The following is a 21,285-nucleotide window of genomic DNA, read 5'->3' as shown; positions in this document are numbered from 1 at the left end:
TTATCCTTTACATTCTCCCATATCAAGAATTTGTTGGTAAACAATAAGTTATCCTTGTGAATATAAACGTCGCTAGTTTGTTAAACGGGAATTACATCCTGTTATTATTTGTAGTTTTGGCGCTCGGTCTGTGCCTTGGAAAAGTGCGTCTGGGCTCTGTCCAGCTCGGAAATTCTATCGGCGTATTAGTGGTTTCCCTGCTTTTAGGCCAGCAGCATTTCAGTATTAACACCGAAGCGCTAAATCTCGGCTTTATGCTGTTTATTTTCTGCGTCGGCGTTGAAGCCGGACCCAACTTTTTTTCGATTTTCTTCCGCGACGGCAAAAACTACTTCATGCTGGCGCTGGTGATGGTCGGCACCGCCATGTTGCTGGCACTCGGACTTGGGCGGTTCTTCGGCTGGGACATCGGCCTCACCGCCGGTATGCTCGCCGGTTCCATGACCTCCACGCCGGTGCTGGTGGGCGCGGGAGATACGCTGCGTAACACCATGGGCGGCAACAAACTCCTCGGTCCTGAGCTCGATAACCTGAGCCTCGGCTACGCCCTGACCTATCTCATCGGGCTGGTCAGCCTGATCTTCGGCGCGCGCTACCTGCCAAAACTGCAACACCAGGATTTACCGACCAGCGCCCAGCAAATCGCCCGCGAACGCGGTCTGGATACTGACAGCAAACGCAAAGTCTATCTGCCGGTTATCCGCGCCTACCGCGTTGGCCAGGAGCTGGTGGCCTGGGCTGACGGCAAAAACCTTCGCGAACTGGGGATCTACCGCCAGACCGGATGCTATATCGAACGTATCCGCCGTAACGGGATTTTAGCGACGCCCGACGGTGACGCGGTGTTACAGGTCGGCGATGAGATTTCGCTGGTCGGCTATCCGGATGCACATTCGCGTCTTGATCCTAGTTTCCGCAACGGCAAAGAAGTCTTTGACCGCGACCTGCTCGATATGCGCATCGTGACCGAAGAAGTGGTGGTGAAAAACAATCATGCGGTCGGTAAACGTCTGAGCCAGCTAAACCTCACCGATCAGGGTTGCTTCCTTAACCGCGTTATCCGCAGCCAGATAGAAATGCCGATCGACGACAGCATTGTGCTCAATAAAGGCGATGTATTGCAGGTCAGCGGTGATGCACGTCGTGTAAAAAGTGTGGCAGACCGCATCGGGTTTATCTCCGTACACAGTCAGGTCACCGACCTGCTGGCCTTCTGTGCCTTCTTTATCGTCGGCCTGATGATTGGCCTCATCACCTTCCAGTTTAAAAACTTCAGCTTCGGCATTGGTAATGCCGCCGGTCTGCTGTTCGCCGGTATCATGCTCGGCTTCCTGCGTGCCAACCACCCTACTTTCGGCTATATCCCGCAAGGTGCGCTAAACATGGTGAAAGAGTTTGGCCTGATGGTCTTTATGGCGGGTGTCGGCCTGAGCGCCGGTGCGGGGATCAATAACGGACTGGGCGCCATCGGCGGACAGATGCTGATCTCGGGGCTTATCGTCAGCCTGGTGCCGGTTATCATCTGCTTCATCTTTGGAGCTTACGTCCTGCGGATGAACCGGGCCTTGCTGTTTGGCGCGATCATGGGAGCGCGAACCTGTGCGCCCGCGATGGAGATCATAAGTGATACCGCGCGAAGCAACATTCCGGCACTCGGTTACGCCGGAACCTACGCTATCGCTAACGTATTACTGACGCTGGCCGGGACATTGATCGTGATCATCTGGCCGGGAGCATGACGTAACTCATTGAAGTGTAATGTGGTAAAATAAAATCAATAATTTTTTTATATTTTTGCCACATGAAACGAACTTTTACAGAGGGCAGCAGTCTTAATTAGTGCCACTGCTTTTCTTTGAAGTCCCCAAATTTGGAGAGCCCGTGAATCCCGCCTTTTTAGGTTCAAGATTCCCGGGTTTTTTATTATCTGAATTTTGTCGTCACCTTGCTGCAACGCCCCTCAGTTCTCAATCACCCTTACCAGCGTTCCATCAATATCAATCATTACGCCCATTTTCATGCCCCATGACTGGGTTTCGGGCAGATGGACACAGGGACGCGTATGCGGATCTTCACCGATTCCGGCGGCCTTGAAGTCCGCGAACATCGCATCGGCATCATCGACGCGCAGGCAACAACTGAACCAGCTGGTCGCCGGATCGAGGTCGGGATGCAGGAAAAATTCCAGAATGATGCCGCCGCGAACCATGATCAGCCAGCTGTCGTCGACGTAGGTTTTAGTGAAACCGAAGCTGCCGTAAAAGCGCTGGGTTTCTTCAAAATTGCGGGAAGGAAGATTGGGTGTGGCGTGATCGGTCATGACGGGCCTCGGCGAATTTCAGGTTTATCAAAGGATAAGCCATGATGCATGAGGTCGCAGGAAAATTAAATGTGTAACGCTAAACAAAAAACCCTTCCCAAACGGGAAGGGAATTAGACACAGCAGACTAACAGGCCCGAATAAATGTGGGCAATAAACGGTTTATCAGAACTGATAAACCAAACCTACCGCGACAATATCGTCGGTAGCAATACCGGCATCACGGGTCAGACGGGTGTCGTCCATCAGGTTAATTTTGTAATCGACGTAGGTCAGCATGTTTTTGTTGAAGAAGTAAGACGCGCCGACATCAACATACTTGGTCAGGTTTTGTTTACCATAACCTTCAACGCTTCTTGCGTGTGACTGCACGTAGGCAACCGACGGACGCAGACCGAAGTCAAACTGGTATTGTGCAACGGCTTCAAAGTTCTGCGCTTTATCTGCATACCCGTAAGCCTTGCTGCCCGCTGAACCGAAGCGGTTGGCGTTGTAGCTCTGGGTGTACATCGCTGCCAGATAAACATTGTTGGCATCGTATTTCAGGCCGCCGCTGTAAGCAGTGGCTTTGTCGCCGTTACCCAGAATCGCTGAATTGTTGCGGCCGTTCTGTTCGTTGGTGCGGTCAGATGCCATCATCGCAGCGGCAGCACTGAAGCCTTCGCCAAGATCATATGACAGGGACATGCCGTAGCCGTCGCCGTTTTGAGCCAGCACGTCGCGACCGTTGTTGGTTTCAGTGGCGCTGCCATTTTTACCCTGATACTGCACCGCAACATCCAGACCATCGACCATGCCGAAGAAGTTCTGGTTACGGTAAGTCAGGACGCCGTTGGCACGCTGGAACATGAAGTTGTCTGCGCCGTAAGTATCACCGCCGAACTCAGGCAGAACGTCGGTCCATGCTGCGACGTCGTACATCACGCCGTAATTACGGCCATAATCCAGTGAACCGAACTCAGCAAATTTCAGACCGGCGAAGCCCACACGGGTGAAGTTATTCGCATCATCGCTTTCCGCTTTATTCAGCGCAGCCTGATATTCCCATTGGCCGTAACCGGTCAGTTCGTTGCTGATTTGAGTTTCGCCGCGCAGACCGAAACGCATATACGACTGGTCACCGTCGGAACCATTGTCATTGGAAAAATAGTGCAGGCCGTCAATTTTACCGTAGAGGTCAAGTTTGTTGCCGTCTTTATTATAAATTTCAGCAGCGCCTGCGGTGCCTGCCATCATCAGTGCCGGGATTACCAGAGAAAGTACGCGCAATTTCATCATCAATATCCTTGATCAATTTATAAATTGTATTATTTGCCGTCAGGCAAGTTTTATTACTCCTTACTGCGAAGCTTTATATCTTCTTCAGAACCGGAGCAGATGGACGTCAAAATAAACGAGGATAAGTTCCGTTGCAACCAGTAATTATTTGAAATAGTTTTCGTTTAAGAATGATTTAGAAAAATAACGCCGAGCAACAATACTATTAACATCTGCTGGCTGATCCACCAATACTTCGCCTGAAAAAAACTTAAGATGTAAATATAATACACATGAATTTCAATGCATTATATGTAGCGCATCCACTGATTTTTATAATTTTATTTTAGGTACATCTTATTAAAAAATGACTATTATTACGCAATTCATCCCCTGCCTTACCCTGTTTTTTCCGTCATGCGGCCTTCCGGGATTGTAAGGTTTTGTATATCTTGCGTTGTTTCTTAACGTTATTATTGCGTTTAACATAGTCATATTTTACCGATGTGAATAATCTGATCCGGGGAAATAGTTCTTATTGTTGCCCTCCGGTATTTTTTTCTGACAATAAAAAACCACCCGGACGGTGGTTTTTTATACTTCGTGCACGGTGGCAATATTACAAGATGCGTTCGAGTCGCTGATCTTTACCGCCTAAACGTCCGTCAGTCTGATTCCATTCCTTTTCGTACGCCTTATAAGCAAACACAAAGGCCTGATGGCCGTCTTCAAAATTCTGATCAGGGCGTTTGTGCCAGCCGGAATAGGCGTCATAACGCAAAATCTCATATACGCCATCTGCCGGACGAATAAGGTAGGTATAATGCTCACAATACTCCGGCGCGTAAGGAATATCCTCGCCCTCTTCCAGAGTGATGAACAGACCGCCGAGGCGTAATTTAATCATCGATATCCTTTTTCATGATCCACAATTTGGTGGTTTGCGTTTTTGTTACATAGGCACTTTCAATCACCTGATGCATGCCCTGACGCTGATAAAACCCTATGGCGGGCAGATTACTTTGCAACACGTCCAGCCACAAGACTGGCTGCTGACGTTCTCTGGCTGCGGCTTCCACGGCGGCAAACACCCGTGATCCGGCACCGCGCGCGCGACTTTGCGGCGTGAAATAGAGTTTGCAAAGTTTCGCCCCCTGGCCTTTTGCAATTCCCAGCGGTTGATCAAAATGAAGTTTAGCAAACCCGATGGCATTGCCTTGTTCCAGCGCGATAATCCAGCGGTAACGGGCATCCTGCAAACTGCTCTGCATTTCTTCATCGCCAAAATCATGCGCCAGAAAGGCTTCCAGTTCGTCGCTATTGTGCCACAAATCGCCAAAATAGTGACGATAGGTCTCCCTGCCCAGCTGTTGTAACGTGATCAAATCTTCAATTACCGCCTGCCGAATCTCCACCCTGTTGCTCTCCCTTTCTGATTTTATTTACACTGTTTCGGCCAAAATGAATTGGCAATTAAGATTATTTTTATAGGAGTCATTCTTATGACGCAAAACATTTACGACGATCAGGCTTTTTTTGAGGGTTACGCCCAGCTGGGCCGCTCGCAGTTCGGTCTTGCTGGTGCGCCCGAATGGCCGTCACTGAAAGCGATGCTGAATAATGTCGAAGGTGGCCGTGTGGTCGATCTCGGTTGCGGTTACGGCTGGTTCTGCCGCGAGGCGCGGGAACTGGGCGCTGAAGACGTGCTGGGTCTGGACGTGTCGGAGAAAATGCTGGCGAAGGCGCGATCAATGACCTCGGATCCGGGGATCCGCTATGTGCGGCAAGATCTCGAAAGCCTGACGCTACCCGAAAATGCGTTTGAACTGGCCTACAGTTCCCTCACGCTGCATTACATCGTGGCGCTGCCTGCGCTGCTCGACACGGTATATCGTGCGTTATCGCCCGGTGGATCTTTTGTTTTCTCGGCTGAACACCCGATCTATAACGCGCCGTCGAATCCCGGCTGGCATATTGATGAGCGCGGGCAGAAAAGCTGGCCGCTTGATGGCTATCAGCGCGAAGGTAAACGCATCACAAACTGGTTTGCCGAAGGTGTCATCAAACAGCACCGCACGCTGGGCACCTATATCAGTTTGCTGATTAATGCAGGTTTCGTTATCCGCGAGCTGAACGAATGGGGACCTTCCGCTGAGCAGATCGCCGCCGTTCCTGCGCTGGCCGAAGAAGCCGAACGCCCGATGCTGTTCCTGATGTCCGTTCAAAAACCTCGCTAATACCCTTTCTCACGACCACGTCCGACACGTTTTCTTTCACTTTTTTGTCAGGCATTTTTGCCGGGAGGCTCGTCCTCCCGCCTGCTTAAGGTTTTGTTAAGCTCCCTCGTATAAATTCAGTCACATCGGGAAACTATACAGCGCATCAATGAATTCGATATTCAGACGATCCCCTCTGTACGTTAACGGCAGCATAAACTAACGTGGAACTCACTTTTAGATGTGTTGTCAGTCTGTTACTGGAACATTTTTAAGGCTCTTTTAGCCTTTTGTTGATGAGGGTACGTTTATGGAGCAGTTGAACCATCTGCTTTTTTTATGGATTAACGCAACGCCGGCTTCGCCGGAGGCACTGATTAAGCTGGCGATATTTTTGGCGGATGATCTGATAATGATCGTCCCCGTGTTGATTATCGGACTGTGGCTGTGGGGCCATCGCGAGCACATCGGTCAGCAACGCGAGCTGGTCAGCAAAACCGCCATAGCGCTGTTGTTCGCGATGGCCACCGCCAAAGCCCTGTCGGAACTTTTCCCGCATGCACGCCCTTTTGTCGAAGGCTTCGGTTATAACTTCCTGCATCATTCACCTGATGACTCCTTCCCGAGCGATCACGGCACGGCGATCTTCACCTTCGCGCTGTCGTTCCTGTTCTGGCACCGTTTGTGGTCAGGGGCATTGCTAATGGTCACCGCGCTCGGCATCGCCTGGTCGCGGGTCTATCTTGGCGTGCACTGGCCGCTGGATATGCTGGGAGGATTACTGGTCGGGATGCTCGGCTGCCTGTTCTCACAGCTGGTATGGAACCTGTTCGGCGAGCAGATTAACGCGCTGATGTGTAAGGTTTACCGCTTCGGATTTGCCTTCCCTATTCGCAAAGGTTGGGTACGCGGCTAATTAAGAAATACACATTGTGGATATAAAAAAGCGAGGCTCTGTGAGCCTCGCTTTTTATTTGCTGCAACGTCAGTTATTTGCCAAATACGCTGCCAAACAGTCCGCTGATTTTCATCATCACAAAGTCCCAGATACGGCTGAAGAAGCCCCCTTCTTTCACTTCCTGCAAAGCGACCAGCGGGCGTTGTTCGATAACTTTGCCGTCCAGACTGAAATCAACCGTACCGACGACCTGATTTTTCGCGAGCGGGGCTTCGAGCTGCGGCGTGGTCAGGTTGAAGCTGGCTTTCAGATTTTTCAGCTGGCCTTTCGGCATGGTCAGCGAAGCATTTTCCGCGACACCCAGCGGCACCATTTTCTCATCACCAAACCAGACCCGCTGGCTGGTAAAGGCATCACCGGCTTTGATTGGCGTCAGCGTCTCATAGAAGCGGAAGCCCCAGGTCAGCAGGCTCTCGCTTTCGTTAAAGCGAATGCGGTCACTCGGCGCGCCCATCACTACCGCAATCAGACGCATACCGGTGGAGTCACTGGCAGAAGACACTAAATTGTAGCCCGCGCCAGAGGTGTAGCCGGTTTTGATGCCGTCAACGTTGAGATTGCTGCTCCACAGCAGGCGGTTACGGTTAATTTGCTTGATGTGGTTGAAAGTAAATTCTTTCTCTTTATGCAGCGCATATTCTTCCGGCGTATCGCGGATCAGCGCCTGCGACAGCAGTGCCATGTCGGTGGCCGAGGTGTATTGCCCGTCAGCATCCAGCCCGTGTACCGTTTTGAAATGGGTGTTTTGCAGCTTCAGCTGCTCCGCGTAACGGTTCATCAGATTGACGAAAGAATCCTGGCTTCCCGCCACGAAATCCGCCAGCGCGATGCTTGCATCGTTACCTGACTGGATAACAATGCCTTTATTGAGTTCGGAAACCGGCACGCGGTCGCCCGGCTTGAGGAACATCAGGGAAGATCCGCGCAGCACCGGATTGCCGGTCGCCCAGGCATCGTTGCCTACGGAAACCAGATCGTCGGATTTGATTTTGCCGGATTTGATAGCCTGACCGACCACGTAGCTGACCATGATTTTACTCAGGCTGGCCGGGTCGAGGCGCGTATCAGGGTTTGATTCAGCGATGATTTTTCCGCTGTTGTAATCCATCAGCACCCAGGATTTTGCGTTCACCTGAGGTGCCACCGGGGCATTGTCGGCCTGAGCGGCAGGAAGGGAAAGCAACATTACTCCGCCGCCCAGCGCGTAAATAAAAGTCCGTTTGAATTGGGAAGAAATAGTCATAGGTATCAGCGCTTTTGTCCGGGTTACTGAAATTTATCTTATCTTTCAATCAGATTGTGCAAGTCTGCAGGTGTAAAAACTACTGCTTTCCGGGTTGGGAATAAACCTAAATAGTGTAAAGATCTTAAGAATAGGTGAATTTTCTGATGCTTGCGCGAAACGCGCTGGTGAAAAAATCCGCGCTGAAGCCTGCTTCATCATATTGATAAACACCCATCCAACTCCAGAATACATAAGAAATATCTATAACAATAAGCGCCTTACCCCCAACGCGACCTCAACGATTTTGCGCGAAGTTTCGCACATCAGACCGCAAAATCACGGATAAAGGCCTCACTCTCGCGGCTGACCTCATCGCGGATAAAATCGATAAATTCACTCAGCGCCACCGAACGCCTTTTGCCCGCCGGCGTCTGCAACTGCAACGTCCGCTGGCTGAGCTGCTCGATGTTAACCGATTTTACCCGCAGGTCGTCGCGCCGTGCTTTATACAGAATCGAGAAATGGCTGCACGCCACAATCGCCCCCGGCGTTTGCACCATAAAATCATACAACGTCGAGAACCGGTTACAGCTGACGGCAGGCTCGAGGAAGATGCCGCTCATCCGGCAGGATAAATCGAATAGCTGGCGGATAGTGCTGCCCTGCTCATTCATTGCCAGCGGATAAGGATGCAGATCGGTGAGCTGTAAATCGCCTTCAGCCAGCGGATGATCCTGTCGCATGACCATGCGCACCGGCGCCGGAAAGGACGCCATGACATCAACGCCGCGTTCGGCGACCAGACTGAACTGCAATGCCAGTTCCACTTCGCCGCTGTGGATCATCTCTGACACTTCCACCGCCGTGCCAACGTTGAGATAAAACATCACGCCGGGATTGATCAGCCTGAAACGCGAGAACAACTGCGGCAGCAGATCAAACGCCAGTCCGTCAGTGCAGGCCATACGGATCACCGTCCGCCGGACTGCATTCAGCCCCTGAATCTCGGCAATCGCGTGTTCCATGTCCATCATGCTTTTTCGCACGTGGTTTTCCAGAATCTGTCCGGCATCGTTGAGCACCATGCCGCGTGCATGACGCTCAAACAGCGGCGCGCCTATACGTTCTTCCAGCCGCTGGATCTGACGACTGATGGCGGAAACCGCGACAAAAAGTTGCTTACTGGCCGCACTCAGCGAACCGGAATTGGCCACCGCGAGGAAATAACGAATTTCAGTACTTTGCATGGCGGACGTGCCTCATAAGTGTGCAGACAAGCATTACATTAAAAGCAACGCTAAGTTGCAATTATTATTATTGTGGCAACGCTTACGCAGCGCTTAGAGTGAAACTGCTAAAAAAACCAACAATAAGATGACAAACACAACATAAGCAGGTTCCTCATGACAGCGGATAATATCGTTGAACAGGCATTAGCCTGGTTCGATCAGGGTGAATATCAGCGCATTCTGGCGCGCCGTGTCGCTATTGCTACCGAAAGCCAGAGTATCTCACGCGACGCCGAACTGGCGCGCTACCTCGATGAAGAGATCAAACCGGCCTTATCGGCGATGGGCTTTCGTCTGCTCAGCGTCGATAATCCTCACGCCGCGAACCGTCCCTTCCTGATTGCGACTCGCATTGAAGACAGCGCGCTGCCGACGGTGCTCAGTTACGGCCACGGCGACGTGGTGTTCGGTGACGATGAGAACTGGCGCAGCGATCTTTCCCCCTGGACCTTGAAAGAAGAAGGCGACCGCTGGTACGGACGCGGCAGCGCGGACAACAAAGGCCAGCACAGCATCAACCTCGCGGCGCTGGAGCAAATCTTCAAAGCACGCAACGGGCGTCTGGGCTTTAACTGCAAACTGCTGTTCGAAATGGGCGAAGAGATCAGCTCTCCCGGTCTGGCCGATTTGTGCCGCACCTATAAAGAAGAACTGAGCGCGGATATTTTCCTCGCCTCCGACGGCCCGCGCCTGAGTGCCGTTCGCCCGACGCTGTTTCTCGGCTCACGCGGTGCGGTGAATTTTCGCCTGACAGTCAACGCCCGCGACAACGCGTATCACTCAGGAAACTGGGGCGGCCTGCTCACCAATCCCGGCACGCAGCTGGCGAACGCGCTGGCCTGTCTGGTGAATCAGCACGGTCAGTTGCAGGTCGCGGCGCTCAAACCGCCTGCGGTCAGCGAGGCGATTCGTGAAATCCTCAGCGACGTAGAGGTCGGCGGTGGTGAAAACGATCCACAGATAGACCCACACTGGGGCGAAGCCGGTCTGACGCCGACCGAGCGTCTCTACGCATGGAATCAGCTGGAAGTCCTGTCATTCCTGACCGGCAATCCGCAGCGCCCGATGAACGCCATTCCCGGCCACGCCACAGCGGTGTGCCAGCTGCGTTTTGTGGTGGGCACCGACTGGCAAAATCTGGCGAAGCATGTGCGCGCGCATCTTGATGCCCGTGGCTTCCCGCAGGTAGAGGTGGAATTCATGCGCGGTTCTCCGGCAACCCGCTTTGACCCGACCGATCCGCTGGTCGGCTGGGCGCTGGGCATCATGCAGCAAACCACCGGCAAAAAACCGGCGCTGCTACCGAACCTCGGTGGCTCACTGCCCAATGACGTCTTCGCCGACATTCTTGGCCTGCCGACGCTGTGGGTGCCGCATTCATATCCGGCCTGCGGCCAGCACGGCGTCAATGAACATATGCTAATTTCGGTAGCCCGCGAAGGGCTGGCTGTCATGACCCATCTGTTATGGGATCTCGGCGAACAGGGTTCCGCCCTGCTCGGTCAACATCACGCACACCAAAGCGCGCAAGCCGGAGTGGTTCAATGAGCCAGATAACTGCATCTTCAACACCGGTCAACAGCACGGCTGAAAAACCTAACCTGATGAAAACGCTGTTCGCTACCTGTATCGGTAACGCGCTGGAATGGTTTGATATCGCGATCTACGGCTTCTTTGCCAGCTATATCGCCCACGCCTATTTCCCGACCTCTGACCCGACCGTTTCGCTGTTACTCACCTTCGGCAGCTTTGGCGTTTCCTTCCTGATCCGTCCGCTGGGCGCGATTGTGCTGGGAGCCTATGCCGATAAACACGGGCGCAAGGCCTCGCTGCTGATGTCCATTAGCCTGATGATGCTCGGCGGCCTGATCATTGTGATCACCCCGTCTTATGGCACCATCGGCATGGCGGCGCCGCTGCTTATCCTCGCGGCGCGCCTGATTCAGGGCTTCTCGGCGGGCGGTGAATTCGGCAGTTCTACGGCATTTCTGGTGGAACATTTTCCGGAGCGCAAAGCCTTTATCGCCAGCTGGCAGTTCGCCACGCAGGGCGCGAGTACGTTGCTGGCCTCGGCGTTTGGTCTTGGGTTATCGGCTCTCCTGACGGAAACACAGCTTCAGGACTGGGGATGGCGCATTCCGTTTATCTTCGGTCTGCTGATTGGCCCGGTGGGGTTATATATCCGCCGCCATATTAAAGAGTCCGAAAGCTTCCGCACCGCTGAAAAAACGGCGTCACCGCTGAAAGAAATCGTGCGGGCGCAGAAAGGTCTGTTCTTTATCGCCATCGGCCTGATGGTAGTGTCGACCGCCATTAACTACATGCTGAACTACGTGCCGACATATGCCACCAAAACGCTGCATCTTCCGGCTTCGGCGGGCTTTACCGCCACGTTGTCTGCGGGGATTATCCTGACGGTAGTGACGCCGCTGATGGGGTTATGGGCGGAAAAAGTGGGCCGTCTGCCGCTGATGTGGGGCTCGCTGCTGCTGATGCTGGTCTCCATCTATCCGGCATTCTGGCTGATGCTCGAATACACCTCGGCGCTGTCATTGCTGCTGCTTATCAGCTGGCTGGCGTTGCTGAAATCGGTATATTTCTCCGCCGTGCCGTCGATGATGGCGGACCTGTTCCCGATAACCACCCGCGCCAGCGGCATGGCCATCAGTTACAACGTAGCGGTTACCGTATTTGGGGGTTTCGCACCGTTCATCTGTACGCTGCTGATTTCCGCCACCGGCAGCAGTCTGGCACCGGGCTATTACCTGATGGTCGTCGCGCTGCTCAGCGTCTGGTCATTGTTTAAAGCGCAGAAACTTCAGCGTTAACCCACATGACATCACGCTCAGTGACTGCAACACGCCGTCGCTGAGCGTTTCTTTTTTCGCTTCGCTTAATTTTCTCTCTGGCTTATAGTCTTAAGCAGTCATCATCACAACAATCAGTCTTTCTCTATTTAAAACAAGGGGTTCTGAATGATCACCGTGTGGGGCCGTGAAAACTCGACTAACGTCAAAAAAGTATTGTGGATGCTCGATGAACTGAGTCTGGTGTATGAAGTCATCAACGCGGGCGGCGCGTATGGCAAAAACAAAGACCCGATTTATCTTTCACTGAATCCAAACGGGCTGGTGCCTTGCCTGCAGGAAGATGATTTTGTCCTGTGGGAATCGAACGCCATTTTGCGTTATCTCGCCGAACGTTCGGGTAATGAGCAGTTCTGGCCAGCCAGCGCGCAGCAGCGTGCCAGTGCTGATAAATGGCTGGACTGGGCGAGTAATTCGCTGGTCACGCCGTATCGTCAGGTCTATCAGACGCTGGTGCGCATTCCCGAACCCGAGCGCGATATGGCGCTGGTGGCCAGCGGAATGGAAACGTTTGAGAAGTATTGGGCGATTGCTGATGCGGTGCTGGCGAAGCAGAAATGGCTATCCGGAGACGAGTTCGGGCTCGGTGATATTCCGCTGGGGATTTACGCCTACTCCTGGTACTCGCTGGATATCAAACGTCAGTCGCACCCGAATATTGAGCGCTGGTATCAGCAACTGACGCAACGTCCTGCGTTCCAGAAACGAGTGATGATCCCGCTGAGTTAAGGCGTGTTCTCGAAATCAAGGCCGGTGAAAACAGGTTTTGACACTTTCACATCTATTTCTGGCGGGTCTTATGACCCGCCTTTTTCATTTATTGCTGCGGCGAAACCTTCAGCAGTTTGCCGTCTTTCTCATCGGTCAGCACATACACAAAACCGTCCGGTCCGGTCTGCACTTCCCGAATGCGTTCTTTGCGATCGGTCAACAGACGCTCTTCACCGGTCACTTTATCGCCGTCCACTGTCAGGCGGATTAACGATTCGCCTGCCAGCGCGCCGATAAACAGCGAATGCTTCCATTGCGGGAAACGGTCGGCGTTGTAAAACGCCATCCCGCTCAGCGCCGGTGATACTTCCCAGTAATAAATCGGATCTACGGCTCCGGCAAGCGTAGTACCTTTGGCTTCGGGGATCGGCTGCCCGGAATAATTGATGCCAAACGTCGCCAGTGGCCAGCCGTAATTTTTGCCCGGCTGCGGCAGATTCACTTCATCGCCACCGCGCGGGCCGTGCTCAGCTTCCCACAGGGCGCCGGTCCACGGATTGATCGCCAGACTTTGTGGATTGCGGTTGCCGTAAGTCCAAACCTCCGGTTTAGCACTCTTATCCTTCACAAACGGATTGTCCTGCGGCACGCCCCCCTCCGGCGTCAGGCGTAAAATCTTGCCCTGCAACTGGTTAAGATGCTGTGCGTTGATGCGCTGATTATTATCACCGGTGGACATGAAAATATTGCCCTTAGCATCAAAAGCAATGCGCCCGCCGAGATTGATACCGCTGCTCAGCGCCGGTTGCTGAACGAAGATAACGTGGAAATCTTCAAGTGTCTGGTTATCCGCCGAAAGCGTTCCATAACCCAGCGCGGCATGAGGTTCGCCCTTCTCACCTGGCTGGGCGAAAGTCAGATACACGCGGCGGTTTTTGGAAAAGTCGGGGGATAAGCGCACATCCCACAATCCCGCCTGCCCGGCGACCCACACGCGCGGCACGCCTTTGAGCGGCTGCGACAATCCACCGTCAGGCTGCCACAGACGCAGCTGACCGCTGCGCTCGGTGATCAGTGCGCCGCCATTATCCGGCAGAAACGCCAGCGACCATGGGTTTTCCAGCCCGGTGGCAAGTTCGGTGACATCCGCACGCGCTGACGTTGGGGAGATGGGTGCTTTCGGTGCCGCATAAACGTTACTGGCCAGCAGAGCTAGTGCGAAAACGGGCAGTAAGGTGTCGCGGAAAGGATAAGTCATAGGGCTTCCTCCGGTGGCATCTTTTCAGGTGTGTGCTTTTAGTCTAGGCCATGTGACTGATTTTGCTCACACAGCGGCGCTGATCTATAACTAACAGGAATAACGCCGTACTGAAATATAATAACAACAAAGCATTCCCTCCTTCTTAACATACCGGTAGACTGCTCCGACAGAATAGCCGTCTGGACAGACAGACTTCTGTACATCCTCACTCTGGAATGCCTTATTGCATACCGAAATGACACCAGATGTTTTCCCTGCCGCAAGCAGACATCGCACCGACGGAGTTGTTAAATAATGAAAAAAATATCCGCATCCCTGCTGGCACTCAGCCTGTTCTCCGCCCTTCCGGCGTTTGCTGCTGATACCACGCCAGCGCCTGTTCCGGCGGCGATTGCTCAACACAACGGTCCGGTACGCATCGCCATTGTGCGTAACCTTGGCTCGGACGATAACACTACCCAGTTTCTTGCCGGTGCGATCAAACAGGGTCGCGCCCTCGGCTTTAAAGTTGATACATTTCTGAGCAACGGCGACGACGCGAAATTCCAGGATTTCGTTAATCAGGCCATCAGTCAGAAATACGACGGCATCATTCTCTCGCAGGGTCGCGGTCCGTACTCTGAAGCGCTGGTTAAACGTATCGCCGCGGCGGGCATCGCGGTGTCAGCATTTGATACCGAAGTACCGGAAAATATTCCGGGCGTGACCGTCACCCGTCAGGACGACGCGTCACTGGCAAAAGCGTCCGTCGGGCAGCTCGTCAAAGATTTCAACGGCAAAGCCAATATCGTCAAGCTGTGGGTGGCCGGATTCCCGCCGATGGAACGTCGCCAGAAAACCTACGAAGCCATCCTTAAAGAGAATCCTGGCATTCATCAGCTCGAATCTATCGGTGCGGTCTCTTCTGACGTGCAGGGCGATACCGCCAACAAAGTCGGTGCGATCTTAGCGAAATACCCGAAGGGCCAGATCGACGCTATCTGGGGTGCATGGGATGCCTTCAGTCAGGGCGCATATAAAGCGCTGAAAGAGAATGGCCGTACTGAAATCAAACTCTACAGCATTGACGTCTCGAATCAGGATTTGCAGTTGATGCGTGAAAAAGGCAGCCCGTGGCAGATGACCGCAGCGGTGGATACGCAGCTGATCGGTGCGGTGAACCTGCGCATTGTGGCGCTGAAAATTGCCGGCGAGAAAACCCCTGCGACCTATGAGTTCCCGGCGCAGACCATCCCGCAGTCCCTGCTGCTCAGCCAGCCGGATGGCATCAACGTGACCGGTTTGAGCAAAATTATTCCAGGCTGGGGAAAATCTGAAGATTTCACCGCACCGTGGTTTGCCACGCTGGAAGCGAAGTACAAAAAGTAATTTTCTGAACCTCCCGGAAACGGGAGGTTTTTTCATCGTTTTTTGCGCTCAACTTTCACCCTTTTGCCCACTGCGATCACAGAAATAAAGAAACATAAATTCAGAAGCAAAAATCTCAATAGCCCTTCCCGCCGCCAACCTATAAAAAAGTACTCTCCCTTTTCATACGGACAATGAAGCAATGAGTACAGAAATCCTTTCAGTCAAGGAAAAGATTGGTTATGGATTAGGCGATGCCGCCAGTCATATCATTTTTGATAATGTCATGTTGTACATGATGTTTTTCTACACCGATATTTTTGGCATCCCTGCCGGCTACGTGGGCACGATGTTCCTTCTGGCGCGCGCACTGGATGCTATCTCTGACCCGTGCATGGGATTACTCGCTGACCGGACCCGGACCCGCTGGGGTAAATTCCGTCCTTACGTGCTGTTTGGCGCCATTCCGTTCGGCATTGTCTGCGTGTTCACCTACACCACGCCGGAACTGAGCATGACCGGCAAAATGATTTACGCCGCCATTACCTATACGCTGCTGACCCTGATGTACACCGTGGTCAACATCCCGTACTGCGCTCTCGGCGGGGTGATCACCAACAATCCGGAACAGCGCATCTCCCTGCAATCCTACCGCTTCGTGCTGGCCACCGCGGGCGGCATGCTGAGTACCGTGCTGATGATGCCGCTGGTGAACTTCATCGGGAAGGGCAATCAGGCGCTTGGCTATCAGGGCGGGATCGCCGTGCTGGCGATTGTCGCGGCGGTGATGCTGGCGATTTGCTTTGCCACCACCAAAGAACGAATCGATCCGGGCAAACCTACCGGCACCATGCGTGAAGACTTGCGTGATATCTGGCATAACGACCAGTGGCGCATCGTCGGCCTGCTGACCATTCTCAATATTATGGCTGTCGCCGTTCGCGGCGGCGCGATGATGTATTACGTCACCTATATTCTGGGTAATCCGGTGCTTTTCGCCTGGTTCCTCGGCGTGTACTCCGTTGGCAACCTGTTCGGCAGTGCGCTGGCAAAACCGCTGACCGACTGGAAATGCAAAGTCAGCGTCTTCTGGTGGACCAACGCCATTCTGGCCGCCCTCAGCCTGTGCATGTTCTTCCTGCCGGTGAATGGCAGCGTACTGATGTTCATCTTTATCTTCGTTATCGGCGTTCTGCATCAACTCGTCACGCCAATCCAATGGGTGATGATGTCCGACACCGTCGATTACGGCGAATGGAATGATGGTAAACGCCTGACCGGCATCAGCTTCGCGGGCACCCTGTTCGTCCTGAAACTGGGTCTGGCTCTGGCCGGCGCAATGATCGGCTGGATGCTGGCCGGTTCCGGTTACCAGTCCGGTGCCGCCACGCAAAACGCCGCCACCATGACCAGTATTGTCGCGCTGTTCACGCTGGTTCCGGCGGTCTGCTACCTGCTGAGCGCCATTATCTGTAAACGCTTTTACATCCTGCGCACCCCGCTGTTGCGCCGCATCATTGACGAAGTCGCGCAAGGCATCCGCCGCAATCAGCAAGAATTTATGAAATGATTTTGGTCTTTTGAATTTATGAAACTGGCCCAGCATCATTTGTACTGAATCCTGGGGATAACGCAGAGTCAGTGCAAAGGATGCAGGGCAAAAGGAGATATACATGAAAATCAGTGATGGTAACTGGTTGATCCAGGACGGCCTGACGCTCACTCACCCGCTACAGGTGTTTGAAGTGCAAAGATCAGGAAACGAGATGGTGATTTACGCCGCGCCGAAAGACGCATCGGAACGCGCCAGTCAGCTGGATTCGCCGCTGTTTACGCTGCGTTTCTTCTCGCCGCAAAGTGGCGTGATTGGTGTACGCATTACGCACTTCGACGGTGAAACGGACAAAGGTCCGCACTATCCGTTGATTCAGTCTGATACGCATGAACTGCATTTTGAAGACAACGACGACTTTGCTGCATTACACAGCGGCGATTTGTCGGTGCGCGTCACCAAAGGCAACAACTGGACGCTGGATTTCCTGCGCAATGGCCGCCGCATTACCGGCAGCGTGGCGAAATCTAACGGTTACGTGCAGGACGGCAACAGCCAGAAAACCTACATGATGGAGCGACTGGATCTGGGCGTCGGCGAAACCGTGTATGGTCTCGGCGAACGTTTTACCGCGCTGGTCAAAAATGGCCAGACCGTCGAAACCTGGAACCGCGATGGCGGCACCAGCACCGAACAATCTTATAAAAATATCCCGTTCTACCTGACTAACCGTGGCTATGGCGTGCTGGTGAATCATCCGGAATGTGTATCTTTTGAGGTCGGCTCTGAAAAAGTCTCCAAAGTTCAGTTCAGCGTGGAAGGCGAATACCTCGAGTATTTCGTCATTGATGGCCCGACGCCGAAAAAAGTCCTCGACCGTTACACCCGTCTGACCGGCCGCCCTGCGCTGCCGCCCGCCTGGTCATTCGGGCTGTGGCTGACCACGTCGTTCACCACCAATTATGACGAAGCCACGGTCAACAGCTTTATCGACGGCATGGCCGAACGCCAGCTGCCGCTGCACGTTTTCCACTTCGACTGCTTCTGGATGAAAGCTTTCCAGTGGTGCGATTTCGAATGGGACCCGGCCACCTTCCCGGATCCAAAAGGTATGTTGCAACGTCTGAAAGCGCGCGGCCTGAAAATCTGCGTATGGATTAACCCGTACATCGGCCAGAAATCACCGCTGTTCCACGAAGGTAAAGAGAAAGGCTACCTGCTCAAACGCCCTGATGGCCGCGTCTGGCAGTGGGACAAATGGCAGGCGGGCATGGGTATCGTTGATTTCACCAATCCGGAGGCCAGCGCGTGGTATGCCGGACACCTGAAACGTCTGGTGGATATGGGCGTCGATTGCTTTAAAACCGACTTCGGCGAGCGTATTCCGACTGACGTGGTCTGGCACGACGGATGCGACCCACAGAAAATGCACAACCACTATGCATTCGTGTACAACAAACTGGTGTATGAAACGTTGCAGGATAAACTCGGCGCTTCCGAAGCCGTTCTGTTTGCGCGTTCCGCCTCGGTGGGCGCTCAGCAATTCCCGGTGCACTGGGGCGGCGACTGTTACGCTACCTACGAATCTATGGCGGAAAGCCTGCGCGGGGGCTTGTCCATCGGCCTGTCTGGTTTTGGATTCTGGAGCCACGACATCGGCGGTTTCGAAAACACTGCACCGGCACATATTTATAAACGCTGGTGCGCTTTCGGGCTGCTCTCAAGCCATAGCCGCCTGCATGGCAGCAAATCCTATCGTGTGCCCTGGGTTTACGACGATGAAGCCTGCGACGTGGTACGTCAGTTCACACAGCTTAAATGCCGCCTGATGCCGTACCTCTATCCTGCGTCGGCGCAGGCCGCCAGCCACGGTACGCCAGTGATGCGCGCCATGATGCTCGAGTTCCCGGAAGATCCGGCTTGTGACTATCTGGATCGTCAGTACATGCTCGGTGATAACGTGCTGGTTGCGCCGGTATTCAGCGAAGAAGGGAATGTCGATTTCTATCTGCCGCAGGGCCGCTGGACGCATCTGCTCAACAACGAGGTGGCGGAAGGTTCCCGCTGGCACCGTCAGCAACATGGCTTCGACAGCCTGCCGCTGTATGTGCGTCCGAACACCCTGCTGGCACTGGGCTGCAACGATCAGAAACCGGATTACGATTACAGCGAACGTCCGCAGTTCCATCTGTTTGAGCTGGAAGACGGTGCTATTGCCGAAAGTCAGATTACCGATCTGCAAGGCAATGTGGTCTTTACCCTGAATGTTCATCGCAGCGGTGACACCTTAACGCTGACCACCGAAGGAAAAGCAACGGACTGGGCGTTGTGCCTGCGTAACATTCACAGCGTGAAGAATTGCTCACTGGCAACTGCCTCAAAGAACGAGCAAGGTACTGTCATTACGCCGGAATACGGTCACAATCAGTACACCATCACGTTATAAAATTCAGCTTTTTACTAATAATCTTACCCTGCCCCGGCGTTATCCAGCGCCGGGGCTTTTTTATGTTCCTAAACTCCGCGCTGTTTCCCGCCTTTTCTCACCATAAAATAACTCACAAATTTAAATTAGATGAATGTGAGTGTCTCTCAGAATATTTATCAAATAATAATCAATGCCCATAAATAATATTAAACAAGCTCACCGGATATGAAATTAACCTTGCTGTCCTGTACTCCACCACAGGACGATGAAACATTTCATTAACGGGATAGCAACTTAATATTGAATGGTGATGAGATTTTATTTCACACATACATTCGCAGCCTTTCCCATAAGATTATCTGAAGGATATTCAGCATGAAATATACCTTGTGTGCTTTAGCCCTGTTAACAGGATCATTCGCACTGATACCTCAGGCCGCGATGGCGGCTGATGCGCAAATAAACGTTGACTGTAACTTCAGTCATATGAAACCTGACGACGCTATTCTAATGCCCGGAATGCCGGGGATGGCGATGTCTCATGATTTTGTCGGTAACCGTTCTGCTGATGCCTATTCAACGGCGGAAAGCCTGAAACTCCATCCGAAAACCACTTGCGATAACGCCGCCGACAGCACTGCCTACTGGGTGCCTACCATGATGCTGCCCGATGGCACCATCGTGAACCCGACGTATATCAAAAACTATTATCAGGCCGATAACGTATTGCAGTATCCCATCACCCCTTATCCCTACGGTTTACAGTTACTGGCGGGCGACCATAGAGGGACAACGGCGAATCCTCACGTCACTTTCCTGTGCGCTAACGGGACTGGTTATACCAATACCGCCGACCAGATCTGCGGCCTGCGTGCAGCAGGCGACGCCGTTCAGTTCAATATCGGCGTGATGTTCCCCGACTGCTGGGATGGTGTAAATCTGGCCGCTAAAGGGACGAAGAATGCGGTTTACAGCAACAGCAACGGCCAGTGTCCGGCAGATCATCCGGTTAAACTGGCGAAGGTGAATATGAATATCGCCTATGTGCTGACAAACATTACCTCACTCGATGTCAGCAAAATCAAACTTTCCCTGGACCCGAAAACGATTGATGGAAAGCTGACGACACTTTGGGGGAGCATTTATACCGCTCACGGTGATTTCATGAATGGCTGGTCGGATGACGCCACTAAATTCATGGCTGACCGCTGTATGAATTACTCAATGGATTGCGGTACTAACATCCCTTACAGCTATTCAGATGTCGAAGCCGATACCTATGTCAGCGACCAGACTGACAGCAATAAAAACTTTGGTGATGCAAAAACGTTACTGGTGCAAGATAACTGGAACACACCGGGTCGCGACCAAAATAAACAGACACTAGCATTAATGAAATTTAAAATACCCGCGCTTCCTGCCAATATGGATGACTATCCGGGTGTCGATTTCAAATATAAAATCCGTGTCTTCGACGGTAATATCTCTGACACTGCTGCAGTTACAATTTACTTCTATCCAACGGATCCCGGTGCATGGGATGAAAATACGGTCACCTGGAATAACAAACCGGCATTTAAATACACCGCCGATGGCAGTATGTATATGGATAACGTCCAGCAATTCCGTTATGTCGATGTCGATAAAGCGGTTCGTGCTGCCATTGCCGCCGGTAAAACGGAAGTCGCTTATTATGTTGGCGGCGAACGTAATGGCCGTACCCTCTCCATCAATTCCAAAGAAAGCGGAAAAAACCCGACACTGATGCTGATTGGTTATAAGGAGGTCGTCGAACCTTAACCGGTTTGCCCTGCTCAATTCTGAGCAGGGCATTTCTTCAACACTGACGGCGCA

At 52.8% G+C, this 21,285-nt stretch carries 17 protein-coding genes; 10 read left to right on the top strand and 7 right to left on the bottom strand.

The window, feature by feature from the left end; all coding sequences use genetic code 11:
• Positions 1-56: 56 nt before the first annotated feature.
• Entirely contained in the window at positions 57-1,739 is a 1,683-nt protein-coding gene (locus I2123_RS11150) for an aspartate:alanine antiporter (RefSeq protein WP_112168114.1), read from the top strand.
• A 221-nt stretch (positions 1,740-1,960) separates the two neighbouring features.
• On the opposite strand, the gene I2123_RS11145 is transcribed toward I2123_RS11150, so the two are convergent.
• The 4 genes from I2123_RS11145 to I2123_RS11130 form a co-directional block, all read right to left on the bottom strand.
• Positions 1,961-2,320: a bleomycin resistance protein gene (locus I2123_RS11145; protein WP_112168123.1), complete on the bottom strand. Its 360-nt coding sequence runs from the start codon at positions 2,318-2,320 to the stop codon at positions 1,961-1,963.
• Positions 2,321-2,485: 165 nt separating this feature from the next.
• Complete coding sequence (gene ompC, locus I2123_RS11140; protein ID WP_112168124.1) at positions 2,486-3,595, bottom strand: porin OmpC; 1,110 nt, start codon at positions 3,593-3,595, stop codon at positions 2,486-2,488.
• A 601-nt stretch (positions 3,596-4,196) separates the two neighbouring features.
• Positions 4,197-4,484, bottom strand: a complete 288-nt coding sequence (locus I2123_RS11135) for a hypothetical protein (RefSeq protein WP_112168125.1) — start codon at positions 4,482-4,484, stop codon at positions 4,197-4,199.
• Positions 4,477-4,992, bottom strand: coding sequence for a GNAT family N-acetyltransferase (locus I2123_RS11130; RefSeq protein ID WP_213050445.1), 516 nt, complete (start codon positions 4,990-4,992; stop codon positions 4,477-4,479). Before I2123_RS11130 ends, I2123_RS11135 begins: the two co-directional genes overlap by 8 nt.
• Positions 4,993-5,079: 87 nt before the next feature.
• Between I2123_RS11130 and I2123_RS11125 the strand changes: the two genes are divergently transcribed.
• Both I2123_RS11125 and ybjG read left to right on the top strand, forming a co-directional pair.
• Positions 5,080-5,814, top strand: a complete 735-nt coding sequence (locus tag I2123_RS11125; RefSeq protein ID WP_213050444.1) for a class I SAM-dependent methyltransferase — start codon at positions 5,080-5,082, stop codon at positions 5,812-5,814.
• Between the two features lie 289 nt (positions 5,815-6,103).
• Positions 6,104-6,709, top strand: coding sequence for an undecaprenyl-diphosphate phosphatase (gene ybjG, locus I2123_RS11120; protein ID WP_112168128.1), 606 nt, complete (start codon positions 6,104-6,106; stop codon positions 6,707-6,709).
• 73 nt (positions 6,710-6,782) lie between these two features.
• On the opposite strand, the gene I2123_RS11115 is transcribed toward ybjG, so the two are convergent.
• Both I2123_RS11115 and I2123_RS11110 read right to left on the bottom strand, forming a co-directional pair.
• A complete protein-coding gene (locus I2123_RS11115; RefSeq protein WP_112168129.1) occupies positions 6,783-7,994 on the bottom strand; it encodes a serine hydrolase in 1,212 nt (403 codons plus the stop codon).
• Positions 7,995-8,299: 305 nt separating this feature from the next.
• Entirely contained in the window at positions 8,300-9,223 is a 924-nt protein-coding gene (locus tag I2123_RS11110) for a LysR family transcriptional regulator (RefSeq protein WP_213050443.1), read from the bottom strand.
• 156 nt (positions 9,224-9,379) lie between these two features.
• On the opposite strand from I2123_RS11110, the gene I2123_RS11105 reads away from it, so the two are divergent.
• The 3 genes from I2123_RS11105 (at position 9,380) to I2123_RS11095 (ending at position 12,861) form a co-directional block, all read left to right on the top strand.
• Positions 9,380-10,813, top strand: a complete 1,434-nt coding sequence (locus tag I2123_RS11105) for a M20 family metallopeptidase (RefSeq protein ID WP_213050442.1) — start codon at positions 9,380-9,382, stop codon at positions 10,811-10,813.
• Positions 10,810-12,093, top strand: coding sequence for an MFS transporter (locus I2123_RS11100; protein ID WP_112168132.1), 1,284 nt, complete (start codon positions 10,810-10,812; stop codon positions 12,091-12,093). Before I2123_RS11105 ends, I2123_RS11100 begins: the two co-directional genes overlap by 4 nt.
• 147 nt (positions 12,094-12,240) lie before the next feature.
• The gene (locus tag I2123_RS11095; protein WP_112168133.1) at positions 12,241-12,861 is read left to right on the top strand and encodes a glutathione S-transferase family protein; all 621 of its coding nucleotides are present in this window, start codon (positions 12,241-12,243) and stop codon (positions 12,859-12,861) included.
• Between the two features lie 88 nt (positions 12,862-12,949).
• Here I2123_RS11095 and I2123_RS11090 read toward each other — a convergent pair whose 3' ends face one another.
• Entirely contained in the window at positions 12,950-14,101 is a 1,152-nt protein-coding gene (locus tag I2123_RS11090; protein WP_213050441.1) for a PQQ-dependent sugar dehydrogenase, read from the bottom strand.
• 297 nt (positions 14,102-14,398) lie between these two features.
• Here I2123_RS11090 and I2123_RS11085 point away from each other — a divergent pair, with 297 nt between their 5' ends.
• From I2123_RS11085 to I2123_RS11070, 4 genes are all read left to right on the top strand, one after another.
• Positions 14,399-15,472, top strand: a complete 1,074-nt coding sequence (locus I2123_RS11085; protein WP_213050440.1) for a sugar ABC transporter substrate-binding protein — start codon at positions 14,399-14,401, stop codon at positions 15,470-15,472.
• Between the two features lie 181 nt (positions 15,473-15,653).
• Entirely contained in the window at positions 15,654-17,021 is a 1,368-nt protein-coding gene (locus I2123_RS11080) for a glycoside-pentoside-hexuronide family transporter (protein WP_112168136.1), read from the top strand.
• Between the two features lie 103 nt (positions 17,022-17,124).
• Positions 17,125-19,449 carry an alpha-xylosidase gene (gene yicI, locus I2123_RS11075; protein ID WP_213050439.1) on the top strand — a complete coding sequence of 775 codons (2,325 nt, stop codon included), beginning with the start codon at positions 17,125-17,127 and terminating at the stop codon, positions 19,447-19,449.
• A gap of 357 nt (positions 19,450-19,806) precedes the next feature.
• Entirely contained in the window at positions 19,807-21,231 is a 1,425-nt protein-coding gene (locus I2123_RS11070; RefSeq protein ID WP_213052444.1) for a CBM96 family carbohydrate-binding protein, read from the top strand.
• Positions 21,232-21,285: the final 54 nt, after the last annotated feature.

The organism is Rahnella inusitata (assembly GCF_018288855.1).
Classification (GTDB): Bacteria; Pseudomonadota; Gammaproteobacteria; order Enterobacterales; family Enterobacteriaceae; genus Rahnella; species Rahnella inusitata.
The sequence above is the reverse complement of the archived record's forward strand: the minus strand, read 5'-3'. Positions and strand labels throughout refer to the sequence as shown.